We start from the raw sequence: 25,830 nt of genomic DNA on the forward strand, positions 1-25,830 counted from the left end.
GCATTCATTGCCCTTAAAAGATAGGAATAGATCACTTTAACGACTAAAATCTGCCCGCTCTCAGCGCCCCTGGGCGCTTTTCTTTTTCTGAACAGGCCAGACATGACTAACAGCAATCGCATCAAGCTCACATGGATCAGCTTCTTCTCCTACGCCCTGACCGGCGCGTTGGTGATCGTCACCGGGATGGTGATGGGGAATATCGCAGACTACTTCCATCTGCCCGTTTCCAGCATGAGTAACACCTTCACCTTCCTCAACGCGGGGATCCTGATCTCTATCTTCCTGAATGCCTGGCTGATGGAAATCGTCCCGCTGAAAACCCAGTTACGCTTTGGCTTTGTACTGATGGTCGCCGCCGTGGCGGGTCTGATGCTAAGCCACAGCATCGCCCTGTTCTCCGCCGCCATGTTCGTTCTCGGTCTGGTCAGCGGGATCACTATGTCGATTGGTACGTTCCTGATTACCCATATGTATGAAGGCCGCCAGCGCGGCGCGCGTCTGCTGTTTACCGACTCCTTCTTCAGCATGGCCGGGATGATTTTCCCAATGGTCGCGGCCGTTCTGCTGGCCCGCAGCATTGAGTGGTACTGGGTCTATGCCTGCATTGGTCTGGTCTACGTGGCGATCTTTATTCTGACCTTCGGCTGCGAGTTCCCGGTGCTGGGCAAAAAAGCGCAAACCACTGCAAAACCCGTCGCGAAAGAGAAATGGGGTATCGGCGTACTGTTCCTCTCCATCGCCGCCCTGTGCTACATCCTGGGCCAGCTGGGCTTTATCTCCTGGGTACCGGAATACGCCAAAGGTCTGGGTATGAGCCTGAACGATGCGGGTAAACTGGTGAGCGATTTCTGGATGTCTTACATGTTCGGCATGTGGGCGTTTAGCTTCATCCTGCGCTTCTTCGACCTGCAGCGCATTCTGACCGTGCTGGCGGGCCTGGCGACCGTGCTGATGTATCTGTTCATCAACGGCTCCCCGGAACATATGCCGTGGTTCATTCTGACCCTGGGCTTCTTCTCCAGCGCCATTTATACCTCGATCATTACCCTGGGCTCCCTGCAGACCAAAGTGGCCTCGCCGAAGCTGGTTAACTTCGTTCTGACCTGCGGCACCATCGGCACCATGCTGACCTTCGTGGTGACGGGCCCGATCGTTGCCCACAGCGGCCCGCTGGCCGCGCTGCACACCGCGAACGGTCTGTACGCCGTGGTGTTCATCATGTGCTTCGTTCTGGGCTTCGTGACCCGCCACCGCCAGCACAACGCGGTAGCGGCATCGCACTAAACCCTGCGCCCCTTTGCATTACGCAGAGGGGCTGTTTCTGGCAAAACTCACCTCTTCTCCTCCGGTATCCATCTGGATCCAGGTTTGCGCCAGCTGCGTGGTGGCGATAATCCGCCCCTGACGAATCGACCAGCGCACCGGCACCTGGCAGCGCACCGCTTCAAACCCGCTCTCCGCAGGCAGAATAATCAGGTTCGCCGGGTTTCCCGTAGCAATACCGTAATCGCTCAGGCCGAAGGTACGGGCGCTGTTGTGGGTGATCAGGTTCAGGCCATTGTCGATTTGCGGATACCCCATCATCTGACAGACGTGCAGCCCCATATGCAGCACCTGCAGCATATTGCCGGTGCCGAGCGGGTACCACGGGTCGAAGACGTCGTCATGACCAAAGCAGACGTTTATGCCCGCTTCCTGCAGTTCTTTCACGCGGGTGATGCCGCGGCGCTTCGGATAGTCATCAAAGCGCCCCTGCAGGTGGATATTGACCAGCGGGTTAGCGACGAAGTTAATCCCCGACATCTTCAGCAGACGGAAGAGCCGCGAGGTGTAAGCGCCGTTGTAGGAGTGCATGGCGGTGGTATGGCTGGCCGTCACGCGCGGGCCGATGCCGGCCTCATACGCCAGCGCTGCCACCGTCTCGACAAACCGCGACTGCTCGTCGTCGATTTCATCGCAGTGGATATCCAGCGGACGGTCATACTTCTTCGCCAGTTCAAAAGCGATATGCAGCGACTGCACGCCATACTCGCGGGTGAACTCGAAGTGTGGGATCGCCCCCACCACGTCGGCGCCCAGCTTTAACGCCTCTTCCAGCAGCGCCGCGCCGTTCGGGTAAGAGAGAATCCCTTCCTGCGGAAACGCAACGATTTGCAGCGTTACCCACGGGGCCACCTCCTGCTTCACCTCCAGCATCGCCTTCAGGGCGGTAAGCGTCGGGTCGGATACATCCACATGGGTGCGGACAAACTGGATGCCGTTAGCGATTTGCCACTTCAGCGTTTTCCAGGCGCGCGCTTTCACGTCGTCATGACTGAGCAACGCCTTGCGCTCCGCCCAGCGCTCAATGCCCTCAAACAGCGTGCCGGACTGGTTCCAGTTCGGCTCGCCCGCCGTCTGGGTCGTATCAAGATGGATATGCGGCTCAATGAACGGCGGGATAGCCAGCCCACCGCGCGCATTCAATACTTCATAACTTTCGGCGTGGGTGTCGTCCATCGGGGTGATGTCACCAAATCGCCCGTTCTCAATGGCGAGCTGCCACAGCCCTTCCCGACCCGGTAAACGAACATTCTGAACAAGCCATAACGGTGTTGTAGACATACCCTTCCCCTAAAAAACGCCGCTGATTTTCAGGCGTATCGATTTTGGCAAAACCATCTCCTGATTTGTACACAAATTCAACGAGCACGAAAAGCCTGCGATTTCCGCCACTTATAAAAATCCTGACAAATCAGTCGCATACCACCTAAGGAGTAGGCTAAGACGTATTTGATTTGCATCAATAAGCGCCACTGCTGAATCGTTAAGGTAGGCAATAATAGAAAAGAAATCGAGGCAATAATGAGCAAACTCAGACTCGCTATCATCGGTAACGGCATGGTCGGCCACCGCTTTATTGAGGATCTTCTCGATAAGGCCGATGCTGAGCAGTTCGATATTACCGTGTTCTGTGAAGAACCCCGCAAGGCGTACGACCGTGTGCACCTGTCTTCCTACTTCTCCCATCATACCGCCGAAGAGCTCTCTCTGGTGCGTGAAGGTTTCTACGAGAAGCATGGCGTAAAAGTGCTGGTGGGCGAACGCGCTATCACCATCAACCGTCAGGAAAAAGTGATCCACTCCAGCGCCGGGCGTACGGTTTTTTACGACAAGCTGATCATGGCGACGGGCTCCTATCCGTGGATCCCGCCAATTAAAGGCTCGGAAACTCAGGATTGCTTCGTCTACCGTACCATTGAAGACCTTAACGCCATCGAATCCTGCGCGCGTCGAAGCAAACGCGGCGCGGTGGTGGGCGGCGGCCTGCTGGGTCTGGAAGCGGCAGGCGCGCTGAAAAACCTCGGCGTTGAAACCCACGTCATCGAATTTGCCCCGATGCTGATGGCAGAACAGCTCGACCACATGGGCGGTGACCAGCTGCGTCGTAAAATCGAAAGCATGGGCGTGAAGGTTCACACCAGCAAGAACACCAAAGAGATCGTTCAGGAAGGGACTGAAGCGCGCAAAACCATGCGCTTTGCCGACGGCAGCGAGCTGGAAGTAGACTTCATCGTCTTCTCCACCGGTATTCGTCCGCGCGACAAGCTGGCGACCCAGTGCGGTCTTGCCGTGGCGCAGCGCGGCGGGATCATGATTAACGACACCTGCCAGACCTCCGATCCGGATATCTACGCGATTGGCGAATGCGCCAGCTGGAACAACCGCGTATACGGTCTGGTGGCGCCCGGCTACAAAATGGCGCAGGTCGCAGTGGACCATATCCTCGGCAGCGAAAACGCCTTTACCGGCGCAGACATGAGCGCCAAGCTGAAGCTGCTGGGCGTAGATGTCGGCGGTATTGGCGATGCGCACGGCCGCACCCCGAATTCCCGCAGCTATGTCTATCTCGACGAAAGCAAAGAGGTCTACAAACGACTCATCGTCAGTCAGGACAACAAAACCCTGCTCGGCGCGGTGCTGGTGGGCGACACCAGCGACTTCGGCAATCTGCTCCAGCTGGTGCTCAACGCCATCGAACTGCCGGAAAACCCGGACGCGCTGATCCTTCCGGCTCATGCCTCCAGCGGCAAGCCGTCAATCGGCGTGGATAAACTGCCGGACAGCGCGCAGATTTGCTCCTGCTTCGACGTCACCAAAGGCATGCTGATCTCCGCCATCAACAAAGGCTGCCACACCGTTGCGGCCCTGAAAGCCGAAACCAAAGCCGGTACCGGCTGCGGCGGCTGTATTCCGCTGGTCACTCAGGTGCTGAACGCCGAACTGGCAAAACAGGGCATCGAAGTGAACAACAACCTGTGCGAGCACTTCGCGTATTCTCGCCAGGAGCTGTATCACCTGATCCGCGTGGAGGGCATTAAGTCCTTCGACGAACTGCTGGAGAAGCACGGACAGGGCTACGGCTGCGAAGTCTGTAAACCGACCGTCGGCTCCCTGCTGGCCTCCTGCTGGAACGAGTACGTGCTCAAGCCCGAGCATACGCCGCTGCAGGACACCAACGACAATTTCCTGGCCAACATCCAGAAAGACGGCACCTACTCCGTGATTCCACGTTCCGCCGGCGGCGAAATCACGCCGGAAGGGCTGGTCGCGGTGGGCCGTATCGCACGGGAATTTAACCTGTACACCAAAATCACCGGCTCCCAGCGTATCGGCCTGTTTGGCGCGCAGAAGGACGACCTGCCGGAAATCTGGCGTCAGCTGATTGAAGCAGGCTTCGAAACCGGCCACGCGTACGCCAAAGCGCTGCGCATGGCGAAAACCTGCGTGGGCAGCACCTGGTGTCGCTACGGCGTCGGGGATAGCGTGGGCTTCGGCGTTGAGCTGGAAAACCGCTACAAAGGCATCCGTACCCCGCACAAAATGAAGTTTGGCGTCTCCGGCTGCACCCGCGAATGTGCGGAAGCGCAGGGTAAAGACGTGGGTATTATTGCCACCGAGAAAGGCTGGAACCTCTATGTGTGCGGCAACGGCGGGATGAAACCGCGCCATGCGGACCTGCTGGCGGCGGATCTCGATCGCGACACGCTGATTCAGTATCTCGACCGATTCATGATGTTCTATATCCGCACCGCCGATAAGCTGACCCGTACCGCTTCCTGGCTCGATAACCTGGAAGGCGGCATCGACTACCTTAAATCAGTCATTATCGACGACAAGCTGGGCCTGAACGAGCATCTGGAAGCCGAGATGGCCCGCCTGCGCGAGGCGGTGATCTGCGAATGGACGGAAACCGTCAACACCCCGGCGGCGCAGATGCGCTTCAAACACTTCATAAATAGCACCCAGCGCGACCCGAACGTGCAGGTAGTGCCGGAGCGTGAACAGCATCGTCCGGCGACACCGTATGAACGCATTCCGGTTACGCTGGTGGAGGAAAACGCATGAGCCAGTGGGTAAACATCTGCAATATTAACGACATTCTCCCCGCAACCGGCGTCTGTGCGCTGCTGGGCAACGAGCAGGTGGCGATTTTTCGCCCTCGCCACGATGAACAGGTCTTTGCTATCAGCAACATCGACCCGTTCTTCGAGGCCAGCGTGCTCTCCCGCGGACTGATTGCCGAGCATCAGGGTGAACTGTGGGTCGCCAGCCCGTTGAAAAAGCAGCGCTTCCGCTTAACCGACGGACTCTGCATGGAAGATGAAAGCTTCTCGGTCAAACACTACGACGTCCGCGTGAAGGACGGCGAGGTGCAGCTGAAAGCGTAACCCCTCGCCTTTTCAATAGGAAAGGCTTATGACCCCTTATGGGTAACGGCAGGAAAAACCGTATGTTCTGTACGATTCCTGCTGTTATCCTGACGTCAATTCTTCCCCCGCCATGAATGCTGTGAGGTAACGTCGTGGATCACCTGCCGATTTTTTGTCAATTACGCAACCGCGACTGCCTGCTCGTGGGCGGCGGCGATGTGGCTGAACGCAAAGCGCGCCTGCTGTTAGAGGCTGGCGCCCGACTGACCGTTAACGCCATTGCCTTCGCACCACAGTTTGAGGTCTGGGCTCAGGAAGGGATGCTCACGCTGGAACAGGGAGAGTTTGATGAGTCCCTGCTGGATACCTGCTGGCTGACCATTGCAGCGACGGATGACGATGAAGTGAACCAGCGCGTGAGCGATGCCTGCGAAGCGCGCAGAATTTTCTGCAACGTGGTGGATGCGCCGAAAGAGGCCAGCTTCATCATGCCGTCGATTATCGACCGCTCGCCGCTGATGATAGCCGTATCGTCCGGCGGACGCTCCCCGGTCCTCGCCCGCCTGCTGCGGGAAAAGCTGGAAGCCCTGCTGCCGCAGCATCTTGGTCAGATTGCGCATTATGCCGGGCAGCTCCGCTCCCGCGTGAAGCAAACCTTTTCGACCGTGGGCGAGCGTCGTCGCTTCTGGGAAAAATTCTTTGTGAACGACAGGCTGGCGCAGTCGCTGGCGAATCAGGACACCAAAGCTGTTGAAGAGACCACCGAACAGCTGCTGAGTGAGCCGTTGGAGCACCGCGGTGAAGTGGTGCTGGTGGGCGCAGGCCCCGGCGATGCGGGCTTGCTGACGCTAAAAGGGCTACAGCAGATCCAGCAGGCCGATACCGTGGTTTACGATCGCCTGGTCTCCGATGACATTATGAACCTGGTGCGCCGCGATGCCGACCGCGTCTTCGTGGGCAAACGGGCGGGCTACCACTGCGTGCCGCAGGAGGAGATTAACCAGATCCTTCTGCGCGAGGCGCAGAAAGGTAAACGCGTGGTGCGCCTTAAGGGTGGCGATCCGTTTATCTTTGGTCGCGGCGGCGAGGAGCTGGAAACTCTCTGTGACGCGGGTATTCCCTTCTCCGTCGTGCCGGGCATTACGGCGGCATCCGGCTGTTCAGCGTACTCTGGCATTCCGCTGACCCACCGCGACTACGCCCAAAGCGTGCGTCTGGTGACGGGGCATCTTAAAACCGGCAGCGAGCTGGACTGGCATAACCTGGCCGCTGAAAAGCAGACGCTGGTGTTCTACATGGGGCTAAACCAGGCCGCCACGATTCAGGCGAAGCTGCTGGAACACGGTATGAATGCGGATATGCCCGTCGCGCTGGTCGAAAACGGCACCGCCATTACGCAGCGCGTAGTGGATGGCGTGCTGACGCAGCTGGGCGAGCTGGCGCAGCAGGTCGAAAGCCCGGCGCTGATCGTGGTGGGCCGCGTGGTTGAGCTGCGCGATAAGCTGAACTGGTTCTCGAATCACTAACGCATATTCTTCCTTTCCGGAGTAGTCCCTATACGGACTACTCCCCTCTTACCGCTGTCGATAACATACTGCCCCGAAGTGGAACTTTCCCCTTTATTCCCTTGATTTACATCTAACTTTCGTTTTTAAGACAAGGAATGCGTATGTTCAAACTGGCAAAGGCCGCCGTTTTGGTTGGCCTGTTATCGACTCTGACTGCCTGTACCGGTCATGTACAGAACACCAAAAATAACTGCAGCTACGATTACCTGCTGCACCCGGCGATCTCCATTTCGAAGATCATCGGTGGTTGCGGTCCGGCGGCACAGCAGTAAGCGTTTTACAGGCGTAAAAAAACCGGGATGTCCCGGTTTTTTGTTTAGGGAAGTGCGGCCTGATGCCCTCACCCTGGCCCTCTCCCACAGGGAGAGGGTACAAACCCTAAAAACGTTAACGCTGTCACGGTTTCGCGACAAACCCAATCGCTTCATACACCGCTTTCAGGGTTTCGGACGCGCGCGCGCTGGCTTTTTCCGCGCCCTCTTTCATCACTTTCTGCAGGAAAGCTTCGTCGTTACGGTAGCGGTGATAACGCTCCTGCAGCTCAGTAAGCATGCCGGAAACGGCATCTGCCACTTCGCCTTTCAGGTGGCCGTACATCTTGCCTTCGAAGTGTTTTTCCAGCTCAGGGATGCTCTGACCGGTCACACCGGAGAGGATATCGAGCAGGTTGGAGACGCCCGCTTTGTTCTGCACGTCGTAGCGCACAACAGGCGGTTCGTCGGAGTCCGTGACCGCGCGCTTGAGTTTTTTCACCACCGATTTTGGATCTTCCAGCAGGCCGATAACGTTATTGCGGTTATCGTCAGACTTGGACATCTTCTTGGTCGGCTCAAGCAGCGACATGACGCGCGCGCCGGACTTCGGAATGAATGGCTCAGGTACTTTAAACACATCGCCATAGATCGCGTTAAAGCGCTGGGCGATATCGCGGCTCAGCTCCAGGTGCTGCTTCTGGTCTTCACCCACCGGCACCTGGTTGGTTTGATACAGCAGGATGTCTGCCGCCATCAGCACCGGATAGTCGAACAGTCCGGCGTTGATGTTTTCAGAGTAGCGGGCAGATTTATCCTTGAACTGGGTCATGCGGCTCAGCTCGCCGAAATAGGTGTAGCAGTTCAGCGCCCAGCCCAGCTGCGCGTGCTCCGGCACGTGAGACTGAACGAAGATGGTGCTCTTCTCTGGATCAATACCGCAGGCCAGGTACAGCGCTAGGGTGTCCAGCGTGGCTTTGCGCAGCTTCTCAGGATCCTGACGCGCGGTAATCGCATGGAGATCGACGATGCAGTAAATGCAATGGTACTCATCCTGCATGCTGACCCACTGACGTAGCGCACCCATGTAGTTACCAATGGTCAATTCACCTGAAGGCTGTGCGCCACTAAAAACGATGGGCTTAGTCATTGTTCAATTCCTGATTTTCACTGTGCGAAAGCCCGAGAGCGGGCAACAAATCTTTGAAGTGGTCGAAAACAACGTCCGGCTCACTCAGCGTGATGGCTTCACCGTAGTTGTAGCCATAGGTTAACCCCACGGAAGGACATCCAGCCGCGCGGGCAGCCAGAATATCATTGCGTGAATCGCCGACAAAGAGCAGCTCCGCAGGCGTTAAGGATAATTTTCCTGCCACCAGCAGCAGCGGTTCCGGATGGGGCTTTTTATTTTGCACGTCGTCGCCGCCCACAATCACGGAGAAATACTTCGCGATATCGAGCGCTTCCAGCAGAGGTGCGACAAAAGGTGTCGGTTTGTTGGTCACCAGTCCCAGCGGAATGCCCTTCGCGGACAGCGCGCTCAGCGTTTCCTGAACGTCCGGGAACAGGAAGCTGCCCTCTTCGACCGTCTCTTCATAGAAACGATCGAACAGTTTGCGCAGAATACGCAGCTGCTCTTCCTGCGGGATATCCGCGTGATCGACGCTCGGTTTACCCTGGGCGGAACGCTGTGACGCACGCTCCTGACGCGCCCACGTCAACGCGCGCTCCATCAGAACATCGGCCCCGTTGCCAATCCACGTGACGACACGCTCTTCACCCGCAACGGGGAGTTCAAGCGCGTACAGCGCCTGGTCTACGGCGCTCGTTAAGCCCGGCGCGCTGTCGACCAGCGTGCCGTCGAGGTCAAATGCGATACCCCGAATTGCCTGCAATTTATCCATGACTTACCTTCGCCAGCTCGCGGCGCATTTCATCAATGACTTTTTTGTAATCCGGTTGGTCGAAAATGGCTGAACCGGCAACGAACATATCCGCACCTGCCGCCGCAATTTCACCAATGTTATTCACTTTCACACCGCCGTCCACTTCCAGACGAATATCGTAACCTGACTCATCAATGCGACGGCGTACTTCACGCAGCTTATCCAGCGTGTGGGGGATAAACGACTGACCGCCAAAGCCCGGGTTAACGGACATCAGCAAAATCACGTCCAGTTTATCCATGACATAATCGAGATAGCTCAGCGGCGTGGCCGGGTTAAACACCAGGCCCGCTTTACAACCGTTCTCTTTGATCAGCTGCAGCGTGCGATCTACGTGTTCAGAGGCTTCCGGATGGAAAGTGATGATGCTGGCACCCGCTGCGGCGAAGTCAGGCACGATGCGATCAACAGGCTTCACCATAAGATGAACGTCGATCGGGGCGGTAATGCCGTAGTTACGTAATGCTTTGAGCACCATTGGGCCAATGGTCAGATTAGGGACGTAGTGGTTGTCCATAACGTCGAAATGGACAACATCTGCACCAGCCGCGAGAGCTTTGGCAGTGTCTTCACCCAGGCGGGCAAAATCGGCCGACAGAATTGAGGGAGCAATCAAAAACTGTTTCATCCGCTTCTCCTTGAAATGTGTTTACCGGCGGGCAAAACGGCTCAGGGGCGATAAAGAGCCAGAAGTTCGTCCACCTTTTTACGCGTGCCGCCGTTGCTGCTAATGCTACGCCGCACCTTAACCTGAAAATGCTTCGCGGCTTTGTACCATTCGCGCGTATCAGGCGTGTCGTGATTTGAAATTAACACCGGAATTCTTTTGCTGACCAGCTTTTCCGCCATCTCAGCCAGACGAGCCTGTTCGGCCGGGCTGAAGCTGTTGGTGTGATAAGCGGTGAAATTCGCCGTTGCAGACAATGGTGCGTAAGGCGGATCACAGTAAACCACCGAGTTTACGCCTGCCAGCTCCATACACTCTTCATAGGAGAGGCAATGAAACTCAGCGTTCTGCGCTTTTTCGGCAAAGTGATACAGCTCGTCCTGCGGGAAATACGGGCGCTTATAGCGACCAAACGGCACGTTAAATTCCCCACGAAGATTATACCGGCACAGGCCGTTGTAACCATGACGGTTGAGATAGAGGAATAGCAGCGCTCTGCGGAATGGATCCTGGCTCTGATTAAACTCCGCGCGGAACTGATAGTAGACGTCAGGGGTGTTGTTCTCTGGCGTAAACAGTTTGCGCGCCTCTGCGACATACTCTTCGGTGCGCAGCTTAACGATGTTATAGAGGCTGATAAGATCGTTGTTGATATCCGCCAGGATATAACGAGAAAAATCGGTGTTGAGGAACACCGATCCTGCACCCACGAAAGGCTCGATTAGACACTCGCCTTCAGGCAGGTGCTTTTTAATATCATCGAGCAGGGGGTATTTCCCCCCTGCCCATTTCAGAAAAGCGCGATTTTTTTTCATGCTGACTAACTGATTACACCTTCTCCGGCTGTGGAGAAAGCTCCGACAGCATCCTGCGCTTTAAACATTACTTCAGATCGGCCTGAACCTGATGAATCGGCTTCGCCCAGGGGTTTTTCGCCTGAACATCCGCTGGCAGTGCCGCAACGGCACGTTTCGCTTCATCTTTGGACGAATACACGCCGCTGACCAGCACGTACCACGGTTGACCGTTACGGGTCGTCTGATAAACAACATAGTTTTTCAGATTTGATTTCTTCGCCCAGCTGTTGAGGTTGTCATAGTTAGACGAACTGCTCAGCTGCAGCGTGTAGTTGCTGGATGGCGCAGACTTCAGCGAACCAACGTTACCTGCAGTTTTGCCTGCGGCGCTGCTGGAGGCTGTTGCCGTGGCTGCTGGAGTCGTTGCTGCAGGCGCAGCTGTGGCAGCCGGTGCTGTTGTGGTCGCCGTTGCTTTCGGCGCCGTCTGCGTGACTGGCGCTTTCGCAGGCTCGCTCACCGCCGCCGTTTCAGTATGTTTCGGCTGTGCCGGTACGGCTTTCACTTCAGGCGCTTTGACTACTGACTGAGGTTTGGTTTCACGCTTAGGCTCAATCACCGCCTGCTTACGTTCAGGACGTGTCGCAGTTTGCGTCTGGCGCGGTTTGTTTTCCGTCGCAGCCGTTTGTGGCTGGGCGTTACCACCGCGAATCGGGGCAACGGTTGCCGGCTCGGTTGGCAGCGTGGAGTTAACCACGACGTTATCAACCTGCTGCTGGTTCTGCGGCTGCGTCAGCGCATTGTTCAGGTCTCCCTGAACTTCTACGCGCTGCTGACCTTCAGGCGTAGCAGGTGCCTGGCCCTGAGCAGGGGTTGAAGAAACGGGCGGCAGAGAAACATCCTGCGGCGCTGTGGTGTTGCCTGCGGTCTGCTCTGCAGAAGTCGCACCCGGTGCAGGCTGAGCACCATTCGCCTGATTGGTCGCATCGTTACCGGACAGGTTGATGCTCTTCTCAGCGGAAGCCGTTTGCTCGGTTGAGTTCGTTGACGGCGCTTTAAGCGCGGAGCCAATGCCGACAATCAGCAGCACAAGCACCAGAACGCCAAGGCCCATCATGATGTACTGGCGGGAAGCCGGTTTCGGCGCAGCGGCTTTTTTACGTTTACGCGGGCGACGCTCTACAGGCTGTTCGTCCATTGAATCTTCTTCGGACTCATAATCCTCTTCTGCTCGCTCTTCGTGCGCGTTGCGGCTGCGCGAAGGGCGACGATCGTCTGCATCCAGATCAACATCGTCAAAGTTGATCTGCGGCTCGTTATCACGTTCTGAAGATTGACGAGAACGACCAGTACGACGATCGCTGGGATCGGGTTTCAGCTCGTCTTCTGGTTTGAATTCATCCATTTAACACCCCACTCAAAGGCTTATGCCAACGACTTTGCATTTCACCTGAAGCTAAACGACCACCTGCGACAGTGGCCTGACCTTTCTAGTTGTTACGCCTGCTGACAATCAGCGATAGCGCCAAGAACGACATCGTGCGGCACTCCGCCGCGCACTTCACTCTTCCCTATTGCAAGCGGGAGTACAAGACGCATCTCACCTGCCAATACTTTTTTATCGCGCATCATGTGGGGTAAATACGCTTGCGCCGACATCTCCTGCGGCCCGGTCACCGGCAAACCTGCACGTTCAAGCAGCGCAATGATACGTGCCGTCTCTTCCGGTTTGAACTGTCCGAGGCGTTCAGAGGTGCGGGCTGCCATGACCATTCCGGCCGCGACGGCTTCACCGTGCAGCCAGTTGCCGTAACCCATTTCGGCTTCAATCGCGTGACCAAACGTATGCCCAAGATTCAGTAAAGCACGTAAGCCCGTTTCACGCTCGTCTGCAGCGACAACTTCTGCTTTCAGCTCACAGCAACGACGAATGCAGTATGCCAGTTTAGCCTCATCCAGGCCCAGCAACGCATCCATATTCTCTTCAAGCCAGACAAAGAACTCGCCATCCAGAATAATGCCGTATTTGATCACTTCCGCCAGACCCGAAGCCAGTTCGCGCTTCGGCAGGGTTTTCAGACAGTCGAGATCCACCACCACCGATGCAGGCTGGTAGAACGCGCCAATCATGTTTTTGCCGAGCGGATGGTTGACTGCCGTTTTGCCACCCACAGAGGAGTCGACCTGGGACAGCAACGTGGTTGGGATTTGAATAAAACGGACGCCGCGCTGATAGCTTGCGGCCGCAAAGCCGGTCAGATCGCCCACAACACCGCCGCCCAGGGCAAGCAGTGTTGTATCGCGACCGTGCGGTTTTTGCAGCAATGCGGTAAAGACGGTATCCAGTACCGTCAGGCTTTTATACTGCTCGCCATCGGGGAGAATCACACTGTCGACTTTTACGCCCGCCTGCTCAAGCAGATGGCGTACGCGGTCGAGATAAAGCGGAGCCAGCGTCTCATTGGTGACCAGCATCGCCTGATCACCCGCTTTCAGTGGTAAAAAGGAAGCTGGGTCGTTAAACAAACCAGCCGCGATGGTGATAGGGTAACTACGTTCCCCGAGAGTAACTGTAATCCTCTCCATGACGCGACATCCACCTTTAATGCTTTTACCCGCAGGCGAGTGTATATAAAGCCAGAATCAGTTGCTTTCCAGCATATGAATAATCTGGTTTGCAACCACTTTAGCGCTCTGGTCGTCAGTACGAATGGTCACATCGGCAATCTCTTCATACAGCGGATTGCGTTCATCGGCCAATGCTTCCAGAACTTCGCGTGGTGGCGTTTCAACCTGCAGCAGCGGGCGCTTTTTATCGCGCTGCGTACGTGCCAGCTGTTTCTCGATAGTCGTCTCAAGATAGACCACTACGCCACGGGCGGAGAGACGGTTACGGGTTTCGCGAGATTTCACAGAACCGCCGCCTGTTGCCAGAACGATGCCCTGTTTTTCCGTGAGTTCGTTGATCACTTTTTCTTCTCGGTCACGGAAACCTTCTTCGCCTTCTACATCGAAAACCCAGCCCACATCAGCTCCGGTTCGTTTCTCAATCTCTTGATCAGAATCGTAAAATTCCATATTGAGTTGTTGAGCTAACTGACGCCCAATAGTGCTTTTGCCGGCACCCATAGGCCCAACCAGAAAGATATTGCGTTTCTCTGCCATTTTATCGGTACTACTAAGACTATTCGTTAATGGTAATCCCCGCTTCGCAGACACCCAGCGTAGCAGGACATGAACTGAAACCTCATATGCAATAGAGCGAGAGTCAGACTAAAAATTATCTCAATACTCCGGCTTGTTTGGCAACTGATTAAATCACCGCGTCGGGCGCATAAGGTAATAAGACGTAAGTCCAACTCAAATCGGTACTCCTTGTATGCTAATTCATGCCCCACGTCAAACATCTGCAACAAACTGAATGCAAAATCATTGCGGGGATCGTTACCCGTCAGCGAATACCGACCAGACGTGGCGTAATAAACACCACTAACTCGCGCCGTTCATTATCCTTACCATCGTGACGAAAAAGCTGCCCAAGCCAGGGGATTTTCCCGAGCCCGGGCACGCTGTCACTGCCGGTTTTGTTTTTCTGCGAAAAAATTCCGCCCAACGCCAGCGTTTCTCCACTTTTTACCTCCACCTGGGTTTCAATCTCCTGTTTGTCGATCGCCAGCGTTTCGCCGTCAGCCTGCTGCAGAACCTGTCCCGGCATATTTTCACTAATATGCAATTTCAGGCGCACGCGCCCCCCCGGCAATACCACCGGCGTGACCTCCATGCCTAATACCGCCTCCTTAAACTCAACTGAGGTCGCCCCGCTTTCACCGCTTGAGACCTGATACGGGATCTCACTCCCCTGCTTGATGCTGGCTGGTTGCATATGCGAGGCCAGAAGCCTCGGGCTGGCGATAATATCGACCTGCTGTTTTTGCTCCAGCGCAGAGAGTTCCAGATCAAGCAGCCGACCATTGATCCGTCCGATGTTAAAACCCACGTGGCTGGTGGCGCTGGCAACGGAAAGATCGCTGCCAAGCGTGGTGAGCTGTCCAACTTTGCCCGCATCGGTGGCGTCGGCGAGATTCCACTTCACCCCTAGCTCGCGCAGGCTTTTTTCATTAATGGTCACAATGTGCGCCGCCAGCTCGACCTGTTCGACGGGAATATCCATCTGGGCGGCCCAGCGCTGTAGAGTCTCCACCACCGTCTGGTTATCCCGAATCAGCAGCCGGTTGGTACGCGTGTCGACGGATAAACTCCCCTTTGGACTCAGGAGTTTTTCCGCGGCTTTCTGCAGCTCTCCGGCATCGGCATAGGAAAAAGCGATGCTGTGAGACACCAGCGGCGCATCAAGCTGTCTTCGGGCCCGCTCCTGTTCCGAGCGTTCCTGCTGTTCACGCTGCCAGGCCGCGGTATACACATAAAAAATGCCGCCCTCCTCTCGCAAAACGAGGCCAGCGCTGGCGACAACCGTCTGTAATGCCTGTCGCCAGGGGACGCGCTTCAGATTGAGCGAAAGCGTGCCGCCGACATCAGGCGATATCACCAGATTTCTATTCTCCTGGGCAACCAGACTCTGTAGTACCTGGGCTACAGGAACGTCATCCACCACCAGCGTGACCGGTTTTGGCGCGGCGGCCCACAGCGGATGGCTGAACGCCAGCAGCCACAGCATTATCCGTAAATTCATTCTTATCCTTTCCTTCTCGTTGCCACGTCCATTTTCCTGGTTCACATGTGTCACCCACATCAACAACCAGATCCGTTTCATTGATGGTTGTTATCGTCCAGCCTTCCGGAAAGCGCTCATGCGTTTTCAGCCGATACCAGCGCTTTTGTCCATCCTGTAAAATGCCGATAGCCTGCTGTCCTCCCACCATGCCGCGATAGTGCCACTGCGCCAGCTCGCCAATGGCGCAGGGATCGTCCGGCGGGTGAAAGGGATCGCGCATACCGGTCAGTAGCAGCGCAGAGCAAACCAGCAAACATCGCGTGCTATTTCGCATGTTCTAGCTCCAGCCGCAGGCGCAACGCTGTGCCATGTGGTGTAATCGCGAAAGCGGCGATCTGCACATCCCGCTGCGCCAGCCGGGAAAAAAGCGCCGGGATAGCCTGCCACTCTACCTCCAGCATCAGTTCTCCTCCGTTCTGTAGCGGCTTCCAGTGAACGAGCGTCGCGTCATCGCCCTGAAAATCGAGCGGGGAGAACGGCGTCTTCTCCAGTGCTTCCGTTATTTTCGGACGAAACGGCGTCTTTCTGACGGCAGACCATAACGCTGCATTCGTCCTCACGTCCTGAATCAGCTGGCGTTGTCGTTCGGCACTCTGCCCGTCTACCGGTCTGAGCATGGTGCCCCACGCTGCCAGTCCAGCCAGGAGGCTCGCCAGAAACCAGAAGAGCACCCGATTCCAGGGACGGCTTTCGCACCAGCGTTCTAACAGGGTATCCACGCGTTACCCCTCGCTTTTAAGATGGAGGGTGAACATCCAGCGCCCCTGGCTGTCCTGCCGAAGCTCACCCGTCGTCCCGGGCGTAAAATCCGCTATTAGGCCAAGCGCATCGCGCAGAGCAGACAGGGCCGGCAGGGTTATGGCATACCCGCTCAGCATCAGAGCAGGGGGCTGATAGCGCAACTCCGTCAGCCAGACCTGTGCCGGAACGGCGCGGGAAAGGGATTCCAGCACCGGTTGCCATGCCCGTTGTTGCACGGTCTGCACGGGCATCTGCGCCTGTGCGGTCAGTCTTTGCCGGGCGACAAGCGCGTGCTGCACGGACTGCATTCCCGTCAGATCCGTTTGCAGCGCGCGCAGCCTCACGAGATGGTTCATCCGCAGACAGAAAATGGTCACGAACAGCAACAGCACTGTGCCGACACACATTGCGCCCCAGAAGCGCAGGCATCGCGAGCGCCGCTGCTGTCGCCACGGCAGAAAGTTCATGATGCTCATGCGGGTACCTCACTCATGGCCAAAGCCAGCGCAACAGTATAATCAGCGCCGCAGTCCGGTAATGGAGCATGATAACGTTCCAGGATTTCCCACGGGTCACGTCGGCTATCAAACAGCGCGATGTCATCTGGACCAAGAGCCAGCAGCGCCGATAGCTCAGCCATGCTTTCTGCTTCGGTAGTTAAGCGGCGTCCCCACTGGTGGCGCATAGCCCAGAGCCACTGCCGATCGTCCCGCCAGGCGATGCATTTCGCTGGTGCCACCGCAGGAAGAAGATTCGCCAGCGCGCTGGCATCCGGAGTAATGGTTACCAGCCGCAAACGCAGCGTTTTCGCCAGCGCCAGTAGGGTGTCGACCTCGTTATTTTGCGCGGCAGTCACGTGAAAGGTATTGCTGAAGGTATCCTGCGCGTAATCGAAACAGAGCGTTTCGGCAGACATCTCCAGTTCTCGCGCGAGCGCCGCACCGAGCCATGTTAGCTGCTCGCTGTCGCGCAGCGCAGCGGCCGGAAGGGGAAGCGACCGCTGCAGGGTGCGTGCTGCCGGGAAAGAGAGGAACACGCGGTGGTAGTGGGGCAGCGTTTTTCGCCAGTCGCGTAACGCATCAACCATCTGTTCTGGCTGACAAATTTTGCCGTCACGAATGATACCTTCGGCCAGAGGTATCGCCCACCAGCGGCGTAAGCACCAGCCAGACCTCTCCCGGGCCAACGAGACGATTCGCACCCTATCCTGTTGAATATGAACGCCCGTTTGCCATACTTTGAAAGCCATGCTTCACGATCTCCTTATCGCCCGTCGTCTTGACGGCTATATCAATGAATCAGGCTTGCCTTTATACTACCGCGCGATTGTTTAGAAACTGCCCAAGTGAAACCAAATGGGAAATCTCCGGTGAAGTTCGTAAAGTATTTATTCATCCTTGCAGTCTGTTGCATTCTGCTGGGAGCAGGCTCGATTTACGGTTTGTACAAATATATTGAGCCACAGCTGCCTGATGTCGCCACGCTTCGCGATGTGCGCCTACAGATCCCGATGCAAGTCTATAGCGCCGATGGCGAGCTGATGGCGCAGTATGGCGAGAAGCGCCGTATTCCGCTGACCTTAAACCAAATTCCACCCGTGATGGTGAAAGCCTTTATCGCCACGGAGGACAGCCGTTTTTACGAGCACCACGGTGTCGATCCGGTGGGAATTTTCCGTGCCGCGAGCATTGCGTTGTTCTCTGGTCACGCCTCTCAGGGGGCGAGCACCATTACGCAGCAGCTGGCGCGTAACTTCTTCCTCAGCCCTGAAAAGACGCTGATACGTAAGATCAAAGAGGTATTCCTTGCGATCCGTATTGAGCAGCTGCTGAGCAAAGACGAAATCCTTGAGCTGTACCTCAACAAAATCTACCTGGGCTACCGCGCCTATGGCGTGGGGGCTGCCGCACAGGTGTACTTCGGCAAGCCTGTTGAGCAACTCACCTTAAGCGAAATGGCCACCATAGCCGGGCTGCCAAAAGCGCCATCCACGTTTAACCCGCTCTACTCGCTCGATCGCGCCACCGCGCGTCGCAACGTCGTCCTCTCACGTATGCTGAGTGAAGGCTACATCAGCCAGAGCGAATACGACCAGGCGCGTAACGATGTCATTGACGCTAACTACCACGCCCCTGAGATCGCCTTTGCATCTCCTTACCTGACCGAAATGGTTCGCCAGGAGATGGTGAATCGCTATGGTGACAAGGCCTATGAAGATGGCTATCGCGTGTACACCACCGTCACCCGCAAAGTCCAGCAGGCGGCTCAGGAAGCGGTACGGAACAACGTGATGGACTACGATATGCGTCACGGCTATCGCGGCCCGTCAAACGTGCTCTGGAAAGTGGGCGAAAGCGCGTGGGACAGCAAAAAAATCACCAGTACGCTGAAGGCGCTGCCAACCTATGGTCCGCTCCTGCCTGCCGTGGTAACGCAGGCCGATCCTCAGGAAGCCGTTGCGACGCTCGCGGACGGCACCTCCGTCTCTCTGCGCATGGACGGTGTCCGCTGGGCGCGTCCGTACCGCTCGGATACCCTACAGGGCGCAACGCCGCGTAAAGTGACCGATGCAGTTCAGACCGGGCAGCAAATCTGGGTGCGCAAAGTAGGCGAAGCCTGGTGGCTGGCACAGGTGCCGGACGTCAACTCGGCCCTGGTCTCTATCAATCCACAGAACGGTGCGATCCTGGCCCTGGTCGGCGGGTTTGATTTCAACCAGAGCAAATTTAACCGCGCCACGCAGGCGCTGCGTCAGGTCGGTTCCAATATCAAACCGTTCCTCTACACGGCCGCGATGGATAAGGGACTGACCCTCGCCAGCATCCTCAACGACGTGCCAATTTCCCGCTGGGATGCCGGTGCCGGTTCCGACTGGCAGCCGAAGAACTCCCCTGCGGAGTATGCCGGTCCTATTCGTCTCCGTCAGGGTCTGGGGCAGTCGAAAAACGTGGTGATGGTGCGCGCCATGCGCGCGATGGGCGTCGACTATGCCGCAGAGTATCTGCAGCGCTTCGGTTTCCCGGCACAGAACATCGTTCGCACCGAGTCGCTGGCGTTAGGCTCAGCCTCCTTTACGCCGCTTCAGGTCGCCCGCGGGTACTCGGTGATGGCTAACGGCGGCTTCCTGGTTGACCCATACTTCATCAGTAAAATCGAGAACGATCAGGGCGGCGTGCTGTTCGAAGCGAAGCCGAAAATTGCCTGCCCTGACTGCGATATCCCGGTCATTTACGGCAATACGCCGAAATCCGAGGTGCTTGAGAATAAGGACATGGAAGACCCTGCCGTGTCGCAGGAGCAGCAGAACGGCGTTGTGCCGCAGCCGCAGCTCGAGCAGGCGAACCAGGCGCTGGTGGCGCAGACCGGCGCGCAGGAGTACGCACCGCATGTGATCAACACGCCGCTGTCGTTCCTGATTAAGAGTGCGCTGAACACCAACATCTTCGGTGAACCGGGCTGGCAGGGTACCGGCTGGCGCGCAGGACGCGACTTGCAGCGCCATGATATCGGCGGTAAAACGGGGACAACCAACAGCTCGAAAGATGCGTGGTTCTCCGGCTACGGTCCGGGCGTGGTGACCTCGGTCTGGATCGGCTTCGACGATCACCGCCGTGATTTAGGTCGTACCACGGCATCCGGCGCGATTAAGGATCAGATTTCCGGCTACGAAGGCGGAGCGAAGAGCGCGCAGCCGGCCTGGGATGCCTACATGAAGTCCGTTCTTGAAGGTGTGCCGGAGCAGCCGTTAACGCCGCCGCCAGGCGTGGTGACGGTCAATATCGACCGCAGCACCGGTCAGCTTGCCAACGGCGGTAATAGTCGCGAAGAGTATTTCATTGAGGGCACCCAGCCAACCACACAGGCGGTGCACGAGGTGGGTACAGAGATTATCGATAACGGCGAAACGCACGAGCTGTTCTAACCACAAAGCAAAACGGCAACCTCTGGTTGCCGTTTTTGTGTTTGCTCCCTCTCCCGTGGGAGAGGGTTGGGGCGAGGGCATCAGGCCACTACAGTCGCCCCTGCCCCTTCAACCACTCCCGTACCAGGAACAGCGCGCTCACGTTGCGGGCCTCATTAAAGTCAGGGTCTTCCAGCAGATCCATCAGGTGCGCTAACGGCCAGCGAACCTGCGGCAACGGCTCCGGCTCATCCCCTTCCAGCGATTCAGGATAGAGATCTTCAGCCACCACGATATTCATTTTGCTGGAAAAATAGGACGGTGCCATGCTCAGCTTTTTCAGGAATGAAAGCTCATTAGCCCCGAACCCCACCTCTTCTTTCAGCTCGCGATTCGCCGCTTCAAAGACGGTTTCACCCGGGTCGATAAGCCCTTTCGAGAACCCGAGCTCGTAAGATTCCGTTCCCACAGCGTATTCGCGGATCAAAATCAGATGATCGTCGACAATGGGAACAATCATCACCGCTTCGCGCGAAGAAGGGCGCATACGTTCATAAACGCGACGCACACCGTTGCTGAACTCCAGATCCACACTTTCGACATTAAACAGGCGCGATTTGGCGACAGTTTCAACATTCAGAATGGTGGGTTTTTGTAATGGTTTGCTCATCTTGATGGGTCTTAGCAGTGAGAACTGGCGTTATTGTGCGATACGCTGCACGGTTTCGGCAATGTCAATTGTTCTTTATTTACATTTATGCAACGTATTTGGGATCAATCCTCAATTCAAAACAAATGTCAAGAGGTTGAAATGTTTCCAGGAATTTGCTGATATCGCGCCATAACAGGCTTTGCTATCATCACCGGTCACTGGGATGCGCTTCAGAATGCTCAAGTTCGACTCCATACTTGCCGATAGCCAACCACAGACTCTCATTCAATGTAAAGGTGCTACTGACTACACCTGTAAGAAGATAAGTAAGATGGGGAAAGCATGAGCACCATTTTGATTGTTCTCGCTGCTATGCTGGCCGGTGCGTTGGTTGCAGGGTGGTTGTACAGGCGCCGCGTACAGCGCCGTTATCGCCTGCCCTTTTTAAATGCATTTGCGGGTGCGAGCACGCGTAAACTTACGCAAGACGAGCGCGATGCGGTTGAAAACTATCTCGAAATCCTGAACCGTACTCAGTTAACGCCTGGGCCAACGGGAGCCACCGCTGCGCCCGTCGCGCTAAATCTTAATGCACAAAGTGATACCGTGCTCTGCGTGACGCGCTCCATCACGCGCTATGGCATCACTACTGATGACCCTAACAAATGGCGCTATTACCTTGATTCCGTCGAAGTGCATCTGCCCCCGTCCTGGGAGCAATACATTAACGACGAAAACAGCGTTGAGCTGATTCACACCGACTCGTTGCCCCTGGTTATCTCGCTTAACGGCCATACGCTGAATGAATACCTTCAGGAAGCCCCTCGTTTTGCGCTGGAACGCGCCAGTTCAACGCAGGCCTCCATTCGTGGCGAAGAGACTGAGCAGATTGAACTGCTGAATATTCGCCAGGAAACCCATGAAGAGTACGCTTTGAGCCGCCCGGACGGCATCCGCGAAGCCATTCTGATCGTTGCTGCCTTCCTGCTCTTTTTTATCTGCCTCCTCACGCCGGATGTGTTTGTCCCCTGGCTGGCTGGCGGTGCGGTTCTGCTGCTGGCGGGCGGGCTTTGGGGGCTCTTTGCCCCACCGGCCAAAACCTCGTTGCGCGAAATCCACTGCCTGCGCGGAACGCCAAAGCGCTGGGGCCTCTTCGGTGAAAACGATCAGGAACATCTCAACAATATCTCGCTCGGTATTATCGACCTGATCTACCCGCGCCACTGGCAACCGTGGATCGCGCAGGACCTGGGGCAGAAAACCGACATTGATATCTACCTTGACCGCCACGTTGTGCGTCAGGGGCGCTTCTTATCTCTGCATGATGAAGTGAAAAATTTTCCGCTTCAGCATTGGCTTCGCAGCACGGTCATTGCCGGCGGCGCCGCGCTGGTCTTAGTCATGCTGCTGCTTTTCGTGCCGCTGGATATGCCCATCAAATTCACCCTGTCGTGGATCAAAGGGGCGCAAACCATTGAAGCGACCAGCGTCAACAAACTGGATGAAGCCGGCGTGCGCGTGGGGGACACGCTGCGCCTGAAGGGAACCGGGATGTGTAATATTCACACCCCGGGGGCGTGGAACACGCGCCAGAACTCACCGTTTATGCCGTTCGATTGCTCACAAATTATCTGGAACGACGCACCGCCGCTGCCGCTACCGGAATCCGAAGTCGTGAATAAAGCCACGGCTCTTACCCAGACGGTTAACCGCCAGCTGCACCCGAAACCGGACGATGATTCACGCGTTAGTCCCGCACTGCGTTCGGCCATTCAAAAATCGGGCATGGTTCTGCTGGATGATTTTGGTGACATCGTCCTGAAAACGCAGGATCTTTGTTCCTCTCAGGATGAGTGCATACGTCTTAAAAATGCCCTGGTAAACCTCGGGAACAGTAAAGACTGGGACTCGCTGGTGAAACGCGCCGAAGCGGGACGACTGGATGGCGTCAACGTGCTGCTGCGGCCGGTTAGCGCTGAATCTCTGGATAACCTGGTCGCTACCTCGACGTCACCGTTCATGATGCGCGAGACCACCCGTGCGGCTCAGGCGCTGAACAGCCCGGCACCGGGCGGCTTTGTAATTGCAAGCGATGAGGGCAGCGACCTGGTCGATCAGCCTTATCCGCAGGTGGCGCTTTATGATTATCCGGCGCAGGAGCAGTGGAGCCAATTCCAGCGCCTGGCGCAGATGCTGATGCAAACGCCGTTCAGCGCAGAAGGGATTGTCACGAGTATTTATACCGACGCCAACGGCACTCGCCATATCGGCCTGCACCGGATGCCGGATAGCGCTGGGCTGTGGCGCTACATCGGCACCTCGCTGCTGATGACCGCGATGCTGATCGCCATTTTCTGGAACAGTTTTATGGCCCTGCGCCGCTACCAGCGCTCACGCACGCGGCTTGCCGACATCCAGCAATATTATGAAAACTGCCTCAATCCTAAGCTGATCCCCTCGTCTGAGAGCCTGATCTGATAACGTCGTTGCGCGACAAGATGTGCTACCCTGTCGCGCACGTTTCTTCTGGCTGGAGTTCCCCTAATGCATCTTGATATCGCCTGGCAGGAGGTTGATACCGTTCTGCTGGATATGGACGGCACGCTGCTCGATCTCGCCTTTGATAACTATTTCTGGCAAACGCTGGTTCCAGAAACCTATGGCGAACAGCAGGGGATCTCCCCGGCAGAAGCGCAGGCATTCATTCGTTCGCAATATAGCGCCGTGCAACATACGCTAAACTGGTACTGTCTTGACTACTGGAGCGAGCGCCTCGGTCTGGATATTTGTGCCATGACTACCGCCCAGGGCCCGCGCGCCGTTCTGCGCGAAGACACAGTGCCCTTTCTGGATGCGCTGAAAGCAAGCGGCAAGCGCCGTATCTTGCTGACCAACGCTCATCCACATAATCTGGCGGTGAAGCTGGAACATACGGGTCTGGCGTCGCACCTTGATTTATTACTTTCCACCCACACATTTGGTTATCCGAAAGAGGATCAGCGGTTGTGGCATGCGGTTAAGGAAGAGACGGGTTTGCAGCCGGAACGTACGTTGTTCATTGATGACAGCGAGCCCATTCTGGATTCTGCCGCAAGGTTTGGCATTCGCTACTGTCTGGGCGTCACCAATCCTGACTCTGGCCTGGCTGAAAAAAGCTATCTGCGCCACCCGGGACTGAACGACTATCGCCAGATGATCCCCTCACTGACCGTGAAGGAGACGCCATGAAAGAAAAACCCTCAGACGGGGTAAGACTGGATAAATGGCTGTGGGCAGCGCGTTTTTATAAAACGCGCGCCCTTGCCCGCGAGATGGTAGACGGCGGAAAAGTGCATTACAACGGCCAGCGCAGCAAACCGAGCAAGATGGTTGAGCTGAATGCCACCTTAACGCTGCGTCAGGGCAACGATGAACGTACGGTGGTGGTTAAAGCCGTTACCGAACAACGTCGTCCCGCAGCGGAAGCCGTAATGCTTTATGAAGAGACGGCGGAGAGCATTGAAAAGCGCGAGAAGACCGCGCTGGCGCGCAAAATGAACGCGCTGACGATGCCTCACCCGGACCGGCGGCCGGACAAAAAAGAGCGCCGCGATCTGATGAAATTTAAACACGGTGAGACTGATTAACCTCACCCGCACGAGAGATGAAAATGGCCCAACACGACCAATTACACCGCTATCTGTTTGAACAATTCGCCGTGCGCGGCGAGCTGGTCACCGTATCCGAAACCTGGAAACAGATTCTGGAAAACCACAATTACCCGCTGCCGGTGAAGACCCTGTTGGGCGAACTGCTGGTTGCCACCAGCCTGCTTACCGCAACGCTGAAGTTTGCCGGGGATATCACCGTGCAGCTGCAGGGCGACGGCCCGATGACGCTGGCGGTGATCAACGGCAATAACCAGCAGCAGATGCGCGGCGTGGCGCGCGTTCAGGGCGATGTGCCTGAAAATGCTGACCTCAAAACGCTGGTAGGGAACGGCTACCTGGTGATCACCATCTCCCCAGAGGAAGGTGAGCGCTATCAGGGCGTGGTCGGTCTGGAAGGCGATACCCTGGCAGCCTGCCTGGAAGATTACTTCATGCGTTCTGAGCAGCTGCCGACGCGTCTGTTCATCCGCACCGGTGAAGTGGACGGCCAGCCTGCTGCGGGCGGTATGCTGTTGCAGGTTCTGCCTGCCCAGGACGCTCAGACCAATGATTTTGAGCACCTGGCGACGCTGACCGAAACCATCAAAGCGGAAGAACTCTTCAACCTGTCGGCGACCGACGTGCTGTGGCGTCTGTACCACGAAGAAGAAGTGACCGTTTACGACCCGCAGTCCGTGGAGTTTAAGTGCACGTGCTCACGCGAGCGCTGCGCTGGCGCACTGAAAACCCTGCCGGATGAAGAGATCGACAGCATCATGGCGGAAGACGGCGAAATTGATATGCACTGTGACTACTGCGGTACGCACTATGTATTCAATTCGATGGATATCGCTGAGATCCGCAACAACGCCTCCCCGGCGGATCCGCAGGTTCACTAAACCTCTTTTCCCCTCACCTTAACCTTCTCCCCAAAGGGGAGAGGGCTGGGCTGAGGGGCAAAAAACTCCACCCAAGCTGAATCGTTTTCCCAATGTAACTCTTACGTAATTTTCTTACGTGTATGCGATTACATTCACATTCTTTCCGATAAAATCACCAGCCTTTAACCTTTTCGGAACATTTTCCCCACCCAAAAAGCGATTCCTGCGATAATCCGCCTGCGCCGTGACTGGAGTCGCAGCGTTTTCCGTTAGTAAGGGTTTTGTCCAGATGCGTGAATCTATGAGCCCCGTCGCGGTAAACAACCTCAGAAAAACCCTACAATTTCAGGCAGTACATATTGGCTAAGGAGC

Annotated in this window: 24 protein-coding genes; 10 read left to right on the forward strand and 14 right to left on the reverse strand. The window is 56.3% G+C overall.

Features of this window, described 5'->3' with window-relative positions; genetic code table 11:
* Positions 1 to 102 precede the first annotated feature (102 nt).
* A complete protein-coding gene (tsgA, locus tag USH94_RS16360) occupies positions 103 to 1,287 on the forward strand; it encodes an MFS transporter TsgA (protein WP_111963781.1) in 1,185 nt (394 codons plus the stop codon).
* A gap of 18 nt (positions 1,288 to 1,305) precedes the next feature.
* On the opposite strand, the gene USH94_RS16365 is transcribed toward tsgA, so the two are convergent.
* Positions 1,306 to 2,607 (reverse strand): cytosine deaminase, encoded by a 1,302-nt coding sequence (locus USH94_RS16365; protein ID WP_111963780.1) that lies wholly within the window; start codon positions 2,605 to 2,607, stop codon positions 1,306 to 1,308.
* Positions 2,608 to 2,847: 240 nt separating this feature from the next.
* Here USH94_RS16365 and nirB point away from each other — a divergent pair, with 240 nt between their 5' ends.
* The 4 genes from nirB to USH94_RS16385 all read left to right on the forward strand — a co-directional run bounded on the left by nirB (position 2,848) and on the right by USH94_RS16385 (position 7,536).
* A complete protein-coding gene (gene nirB / locus USH94_RS16370) occupies positions 2,848 to 5,391 on the forward strand; it encodes a nitrite reductase large subunit NirB (RefSeq protein ID WP_111963778.1) in 2,544 nt (847 codons plus the stop codon).
* A complete protein-coding gene (gene nirD / locus USH94_RS16375) occupies positions 5,388 to 5,714 on the forward strand; it encodes a nitrite reductase small subunit NirD (RefSeq protein ID WP_008503027.1) in 327 nt (108 codons plus the stop codon). Before nirB ends, nirD begins: the two co-directional genes overlap by 4 nt.
* Before the next feature lie 134 nt (positions 5,715 to 5,848).
* A complete protein-coding gene (gene cysG, locus USH94_RS16380) occupies positions 5,849 to 7,222 on the forward strand; it encodes a siroheme synthase CysG (protein WP_111963777.1) in 1,374 nt (457 codons plus the stop codon).
* A gap of 143 nt (positions 7,223 to 7,365) precedes the next feature.
* Positions 7,366 to 7,536, forward strand: coding sequence for a YhfL family protein (locus USH94_RS16385; RefSeq protein ID WP_008503029.1), 171 nt, complete (start codon positions 7,366 to 7,368; stop codon positions 7,534 to 7,536).
* Between the two features lie 124 nt (positions 7,537 to 7,660).
* Here the strand turns inward: USH94_RS16385 and trpS are convergent, their stop codons facing one another.
* The 12 genes from trpS to pilM all read right to left on the reverse strand — a co-directional run bounded on the left by trpS (position 7,661) and on the right by pilM (position 17,644).
* Positions 7,661 to 8,665: a tryptophan--tRNA ligase gene (gene trpS, locus USH94_RS16390; RefSeq protein ID WP_111963776.1), complete on the reverse strand. Its 1,005-nt coding sequence runs from the start codon at positions 8,663 to 8,665 to the stop codon at positions 7,661 to 7,663.
* On the reverse strand, positions 8,658 to 9,419 hold the full coding sequence (gph, locus tag USH94_RS16395; protein ID WP_111963775.1) for a phosphoglycolate phosphatase: 762 nt from the start codon (positions 9,417 to 9,419) through the stop codon (positions 8,658 to 8,660). The genes trpS and gph overlap by 8 nt, the downstream gene beginning before the upstream one ends.
* On the reverse strand, positions 9,412 to 10,089 hold the full coding sequence (gene rpe / locus USH94_RS16400; protein WP_024907923.1) for a ribulose-phosphate 3-epimerase: 678 nt from the start codon (positions 10,087 to 10,089) through the stop codon (positions 9,412 to 9,414). Before rpe ends, gph begins: the two co-directional genes overlap by 8 nt.
* Before the next feature lie 41 nt (positions 10,090 to 10,130).
* Positions 10,131 to 10,943, reverse strand: a complete 813-nt coding sequence (gene dam, locus USH94_RS16405) for an adenine-specific DNA-methyltransferase (RefSeq protein WP_111963774.1) — start codon at positions 10,941 to 10,943, stop codon at positions 10,131 to 10,133.
* A gap of 67 nt (positions 10,944 to 11,010) precedes the next feature.
* Positions 11,011 to 12,327 (reverse strand): cell division protein DamX, encoded by a 1,317-nt coding sequence (gene damX, locus USH94_RS16410; protein ID WP_111963773.1) that lies wholly within the window; start codon positions 12,325 to 12,327, stop codon positions 11,011 to 11,013.
* A 92-nt stretch (positions 12,328 to 12,419) separates the two neighbouring features.
* Entirely contained in the window at positions 12,420 to 13,508 is a 1,089-nt protein-coding gene (gene aroB, locus USH94_RS16415; protein ID WP_111963772.1) for a 3-dehydroquinate synthase, read from the reverse strand.
* 57 nt (positions 13,509 to 13,565) lie between these two features.
* Positions 13,566 to 14,087, reverse strand: a complete 522-nt coding sequence (aroK, locus tag USH94_RS16420) for a shikimate kinase AroK (RefSeq protein ID WP_003861630.1) — start codon at positions 14,085 to 14,087, stop codon at positions 13,566 to 13,568.
* A 286-nt stretch (positions 14,088 to 14,373) separates the two neighbouring features.
* Positions 14,374 to 15,612: a DNA uptake porin HofQ gene (gene hofQ / locus USH94_RS16425; RefSeq protein WP_111963771.1), complete on the reverse strand. Its 1,239-nt coding sequence runs from the start codon at positions 15,610 to 15,612 to the stop codon at positions 14,374 to 14,376.
* Entirely contained in the window at positions 15,524 to 15,928 is a 405-nt protein-coding gene (locus USH94_RS16430; protein WP_111963770.1) for a HofP DNA utilization family protein, read from the reverse strand. The genes hofQ and USH94_RS16430 overlap by 89 nt, the downstream gene beginning before the upstream one ends.
* Complete coding sequence (locus tag USH94_RS16435; RefSeq protein ID WP_248175403.1) at positions 15,918 to 16,325, reverse strand: HofO; 408 nt, start codon at positions 16,323 to 16,325, stop codon at positions 15,918 to 15,920. The genes USH94_RS16430 and USH94_RS16435 overlap by 11 nt, the downstream gene beginning before the upstream one ends.
* Before the next feature lie 51 nt (positions 16,326 to 16,376).
* A complete protein-coding gene (locus USH94_RS16440; protein WP_111963768.1) occupies positions 16,377 to 16,871 on the reverse strand; it encodes a PilN domain-containing protein in 495 nt (164 codons plus the stop codon).
* Positions 16,868 to 17,644 (reverse strand): pilus assembly protein PilM, encoded by a 777-nt coding sequence (gene pilM / locus USH94_RS16445; RefSeq protein ID WP_111963767.1) that lies wholly within the window; start codon positions 17,642 to 17,644, stop codon positions 16,868 to 16,870. The genes USH94_RS16440 and pilM overlap by 4 nt, the downstream gene beginning before the upstream one ends.
* 120 nt (positions 17,645 to 17,764) lie before the next feature.
* Between pilM and mrcA the strand changes: the two genes are divergently transcribed.
* The gene (gene mrcA, locus USH94_RS16450) at positions 17,765 to 20,317 is read left to right on the forward strand and encodes a peptidoglycan glycosyltransferase/peptidoglycan DD-transpeptidase MrcA (RefSeq protein ID WP_111963766.1); all 2,553 of its coding nucleotides are present in this window, start codon (positions 17,765 to 17,767) and stop codon (positions 20,315 to 20,317) included.
* An 88-nt stretch (positions 20,318 to 20,405) separates the two neighbouring features.
* Here the strand turns inward: mrcA and nudE are convergent, their stop codons facing one another.
* Positions 20,406 to 20,966: an ADP compounds hydrolase NudE gene (gene nudE / locus USH94_RS16455; protein ID WP_008503041.1), complete on the reverse strand. Its 561-nt coding sequence runs from the start codon at positions 20,964 to 20,966 to the stop codon at positions 20,406 to 20,408.
* Positions 20,967 to 21,290: 324 nt separating this feature from the next.
* On the opposite strand from nudE, the gene USH94_RS16460 reads away from it, so the two are divergent.
* The 4 genes from USH94_RS16460 (at position 21,291) to hslO (ending at position 25,476) form a co-directional block, all read left to right on the forward strand.
* On the forward strand, positions 21,291 to 23,426 hold the full coding sequence (locus USH94_RS16460) for an intracellular growth attenuator family protein (RefSeq protein WP_111963765.1): 2,136 nt from the start codon (positions 21,291 to 21,293) through the stop codon (positions 23,424 to 23,426).
* 66 nt (positions 23,427 to 23,492) lie between these two features.
* A complete protein-coding gene (yrfG, locus tag USH94_RS16465) occupies positions 23,493 to 24,176 on the forward strand; it encodes a GMP/IMP nucleotidase (protein ID WP_032641117.1) in 684 nt (227 codons plus the stop codon).
* Complete coding sequence (hslR, locus tag USH94_RS16470; RefSeq protein WP_111963764.1) at positions 24,173 to 24,574, forward strand: ribosome-associated heat shock protein Hsp15; 402 nt, start codon at positions 24,173 to 24,175, stop codon at positions 24,572 to 24,574. The genes yrfG and hslR overlap by 4 nt, the downstream gene beginning before the upstream one ends.
* Before the next feature lie 17 nt (positions 24,575 to 24,591).
* Positions 24,592 to 25,476, forward strand: a complete 885-nt coding sequence (hslO, locus tag USH94_RS16475) for an Hsp33 family molecular chaperone HslO (protein WP_161495995.1) — start codon at positions 24,592 to 24,594, stop codon at positions 25,474 to 25,476.
* Positions 25,477 to 25,830 lie beyond the last annotated feature (354 nt).

The organism is Enterobacter sp. 148H3 (genome assembly GCF_034107425.1).
In the GTDB taxonomy this organism is placed as follows: domain Bacteria; phylum Pseudomonadota; class Gammaproteobacteria; order Enterobacterales; family Enterobacteriaceae; genus Enterobacter; species Enterobacter vonholyi.

Bases quoted from the DNA above. Each gene is read 5' to 3' on its own strand.
- tsgA (WP_111963781.1), top strand. From the start codon at position 103: ATGACTAACAGCAATCGCATCAAGCTCACATGGATCAGCTTCTTCTCC.
- USH94_RS16460 (WP_111963765.1), top strand. From the start codon at position 21,291: ATGAGCACCATTTTGATTGTTCTCGCTGCTATGCTGGCCGGTGCGTTG.
- pilM (WP_111963767.1), bottom strand. From the start codon at position 17,644: ATGGCTTTCAAAGTATGGCAAACGGGCGTTCATATTCAACAGGATAGG.
- hofQ (WP_111963771.1), bottom strand. From the start codon at position 15,612: ATGAATTTACGGATAATGCTGTGGCTGCTGGCGTTCAGCCATCCGCTG.
- gph (WP_111963775.1), bottom strand. From the start codon at position 9,419: ATGGATAAATTGCAGGCAATTCGGGGTATCGCATTTGACCTCGACGGC.
- rpe (WP_024907923.1), bottom strand. From the start codon at position 10,089: ATGAAACAGTTTTTGATTGCTCCCTCAATTCTGTCGGCCGATTTTGCC.
- aroK (WP_003861630.1), bottom strand. From the start codon at position 14,087: ATGGCAGAGAAACGCAATATCTTTCTGGTTGGGCCTATGGGTGCCGGC.
- nirD (WP_008503027.1), top strand. From the start codon at position 5,388: ATGAGCCAGTGGGTAAACATCTGCAATATTAACGACATTCTCCCCGCA.
- nudE (WP_008503041.1), bottom strand. From the start codon at position 20,966: ATGAGCAAACCATTACAAAAACCCACCATTCTGAATGTTGAAACTGTC.
- nirB (WP_111963778.1), top strand. From the start codon at position 2,848: ATGAGCAAACTCAGACTCGCTATCATCGGTAACGGCATGGTCGGCCAC.
- trpS (WP_111963776.1), bottom strand. From the start codon at position 8,665: ATGACTAAGCCCATCGTTTTTAGTGGCGCACAGCCTTCAGGTGAATTG.
- dam (WP_111963774.1), bottom strand. From the start codon at position 10,943: ATGAAAAAAAATCGCGCTTTTCTGAAATGGGCAGGGGGGAAATACCCC.
- hslO (WP_161495995.1), top strand. From the start codon at position 24,592: ATGAAAATGGCCCAACACGACCAATTACACCGCTATCTGTTTGAACAA.
- USH94_RS16385 (WP_008503029.1), top strand. From the start codon at position 7,366: ATGTTCAAACTGGCAAAGGCCGCCGTTTTGGTTGGCCTGTTATCGACT.
- damX (WP_111963773.1), bottom strand. From the start codon at position 12,327: ATGGATGAATTCAAACCAGAAGACGAGCTGAAACCCGATCCCAGCGAT.
- USH94_RS16365 (WP_111963780.1), bottom strand. From the start codon at position 2,607: ATGTCTACAACACCGTTATGGCTTGTTCAGAATGTTCGTTTACCGGGT.
- aroB (WP_111963772.1), bottom strand. From the start codon at position 13,508: ATGGAGAGGATTACAGTTACTCTCGGGGAACGTAGTTACCCTATCACC.
- hslR (WP_111963764.1), top strand. From the start codon at position 24,173: ATGAAAGAAAAACCCTCAGACGGGGTAAGACTGGATAAATGGCTGTGG.
- yrfG (WP_032641117.1), top strand. From the start codon at position 23,493: ATGCATCTTGATATCGCCTGGCAGGAGGTTGATACCGTTCTGCTGGAT.
- USH94_RS16430 (WP_111963770.1), bottom strand. From the start codon at position 15,928: ATGCGAAATAGCACGCGATGTTTGCTGGTTTGCTCTGCGCTGCTACTG.
- USH94_RS16440 (WP_111963768.1), bottom strand. From the start codon at position 16,871: ATGAGCATCATGAACTTTCTGCCGTGGCGACAGCAGCGGCGCTCGCGA.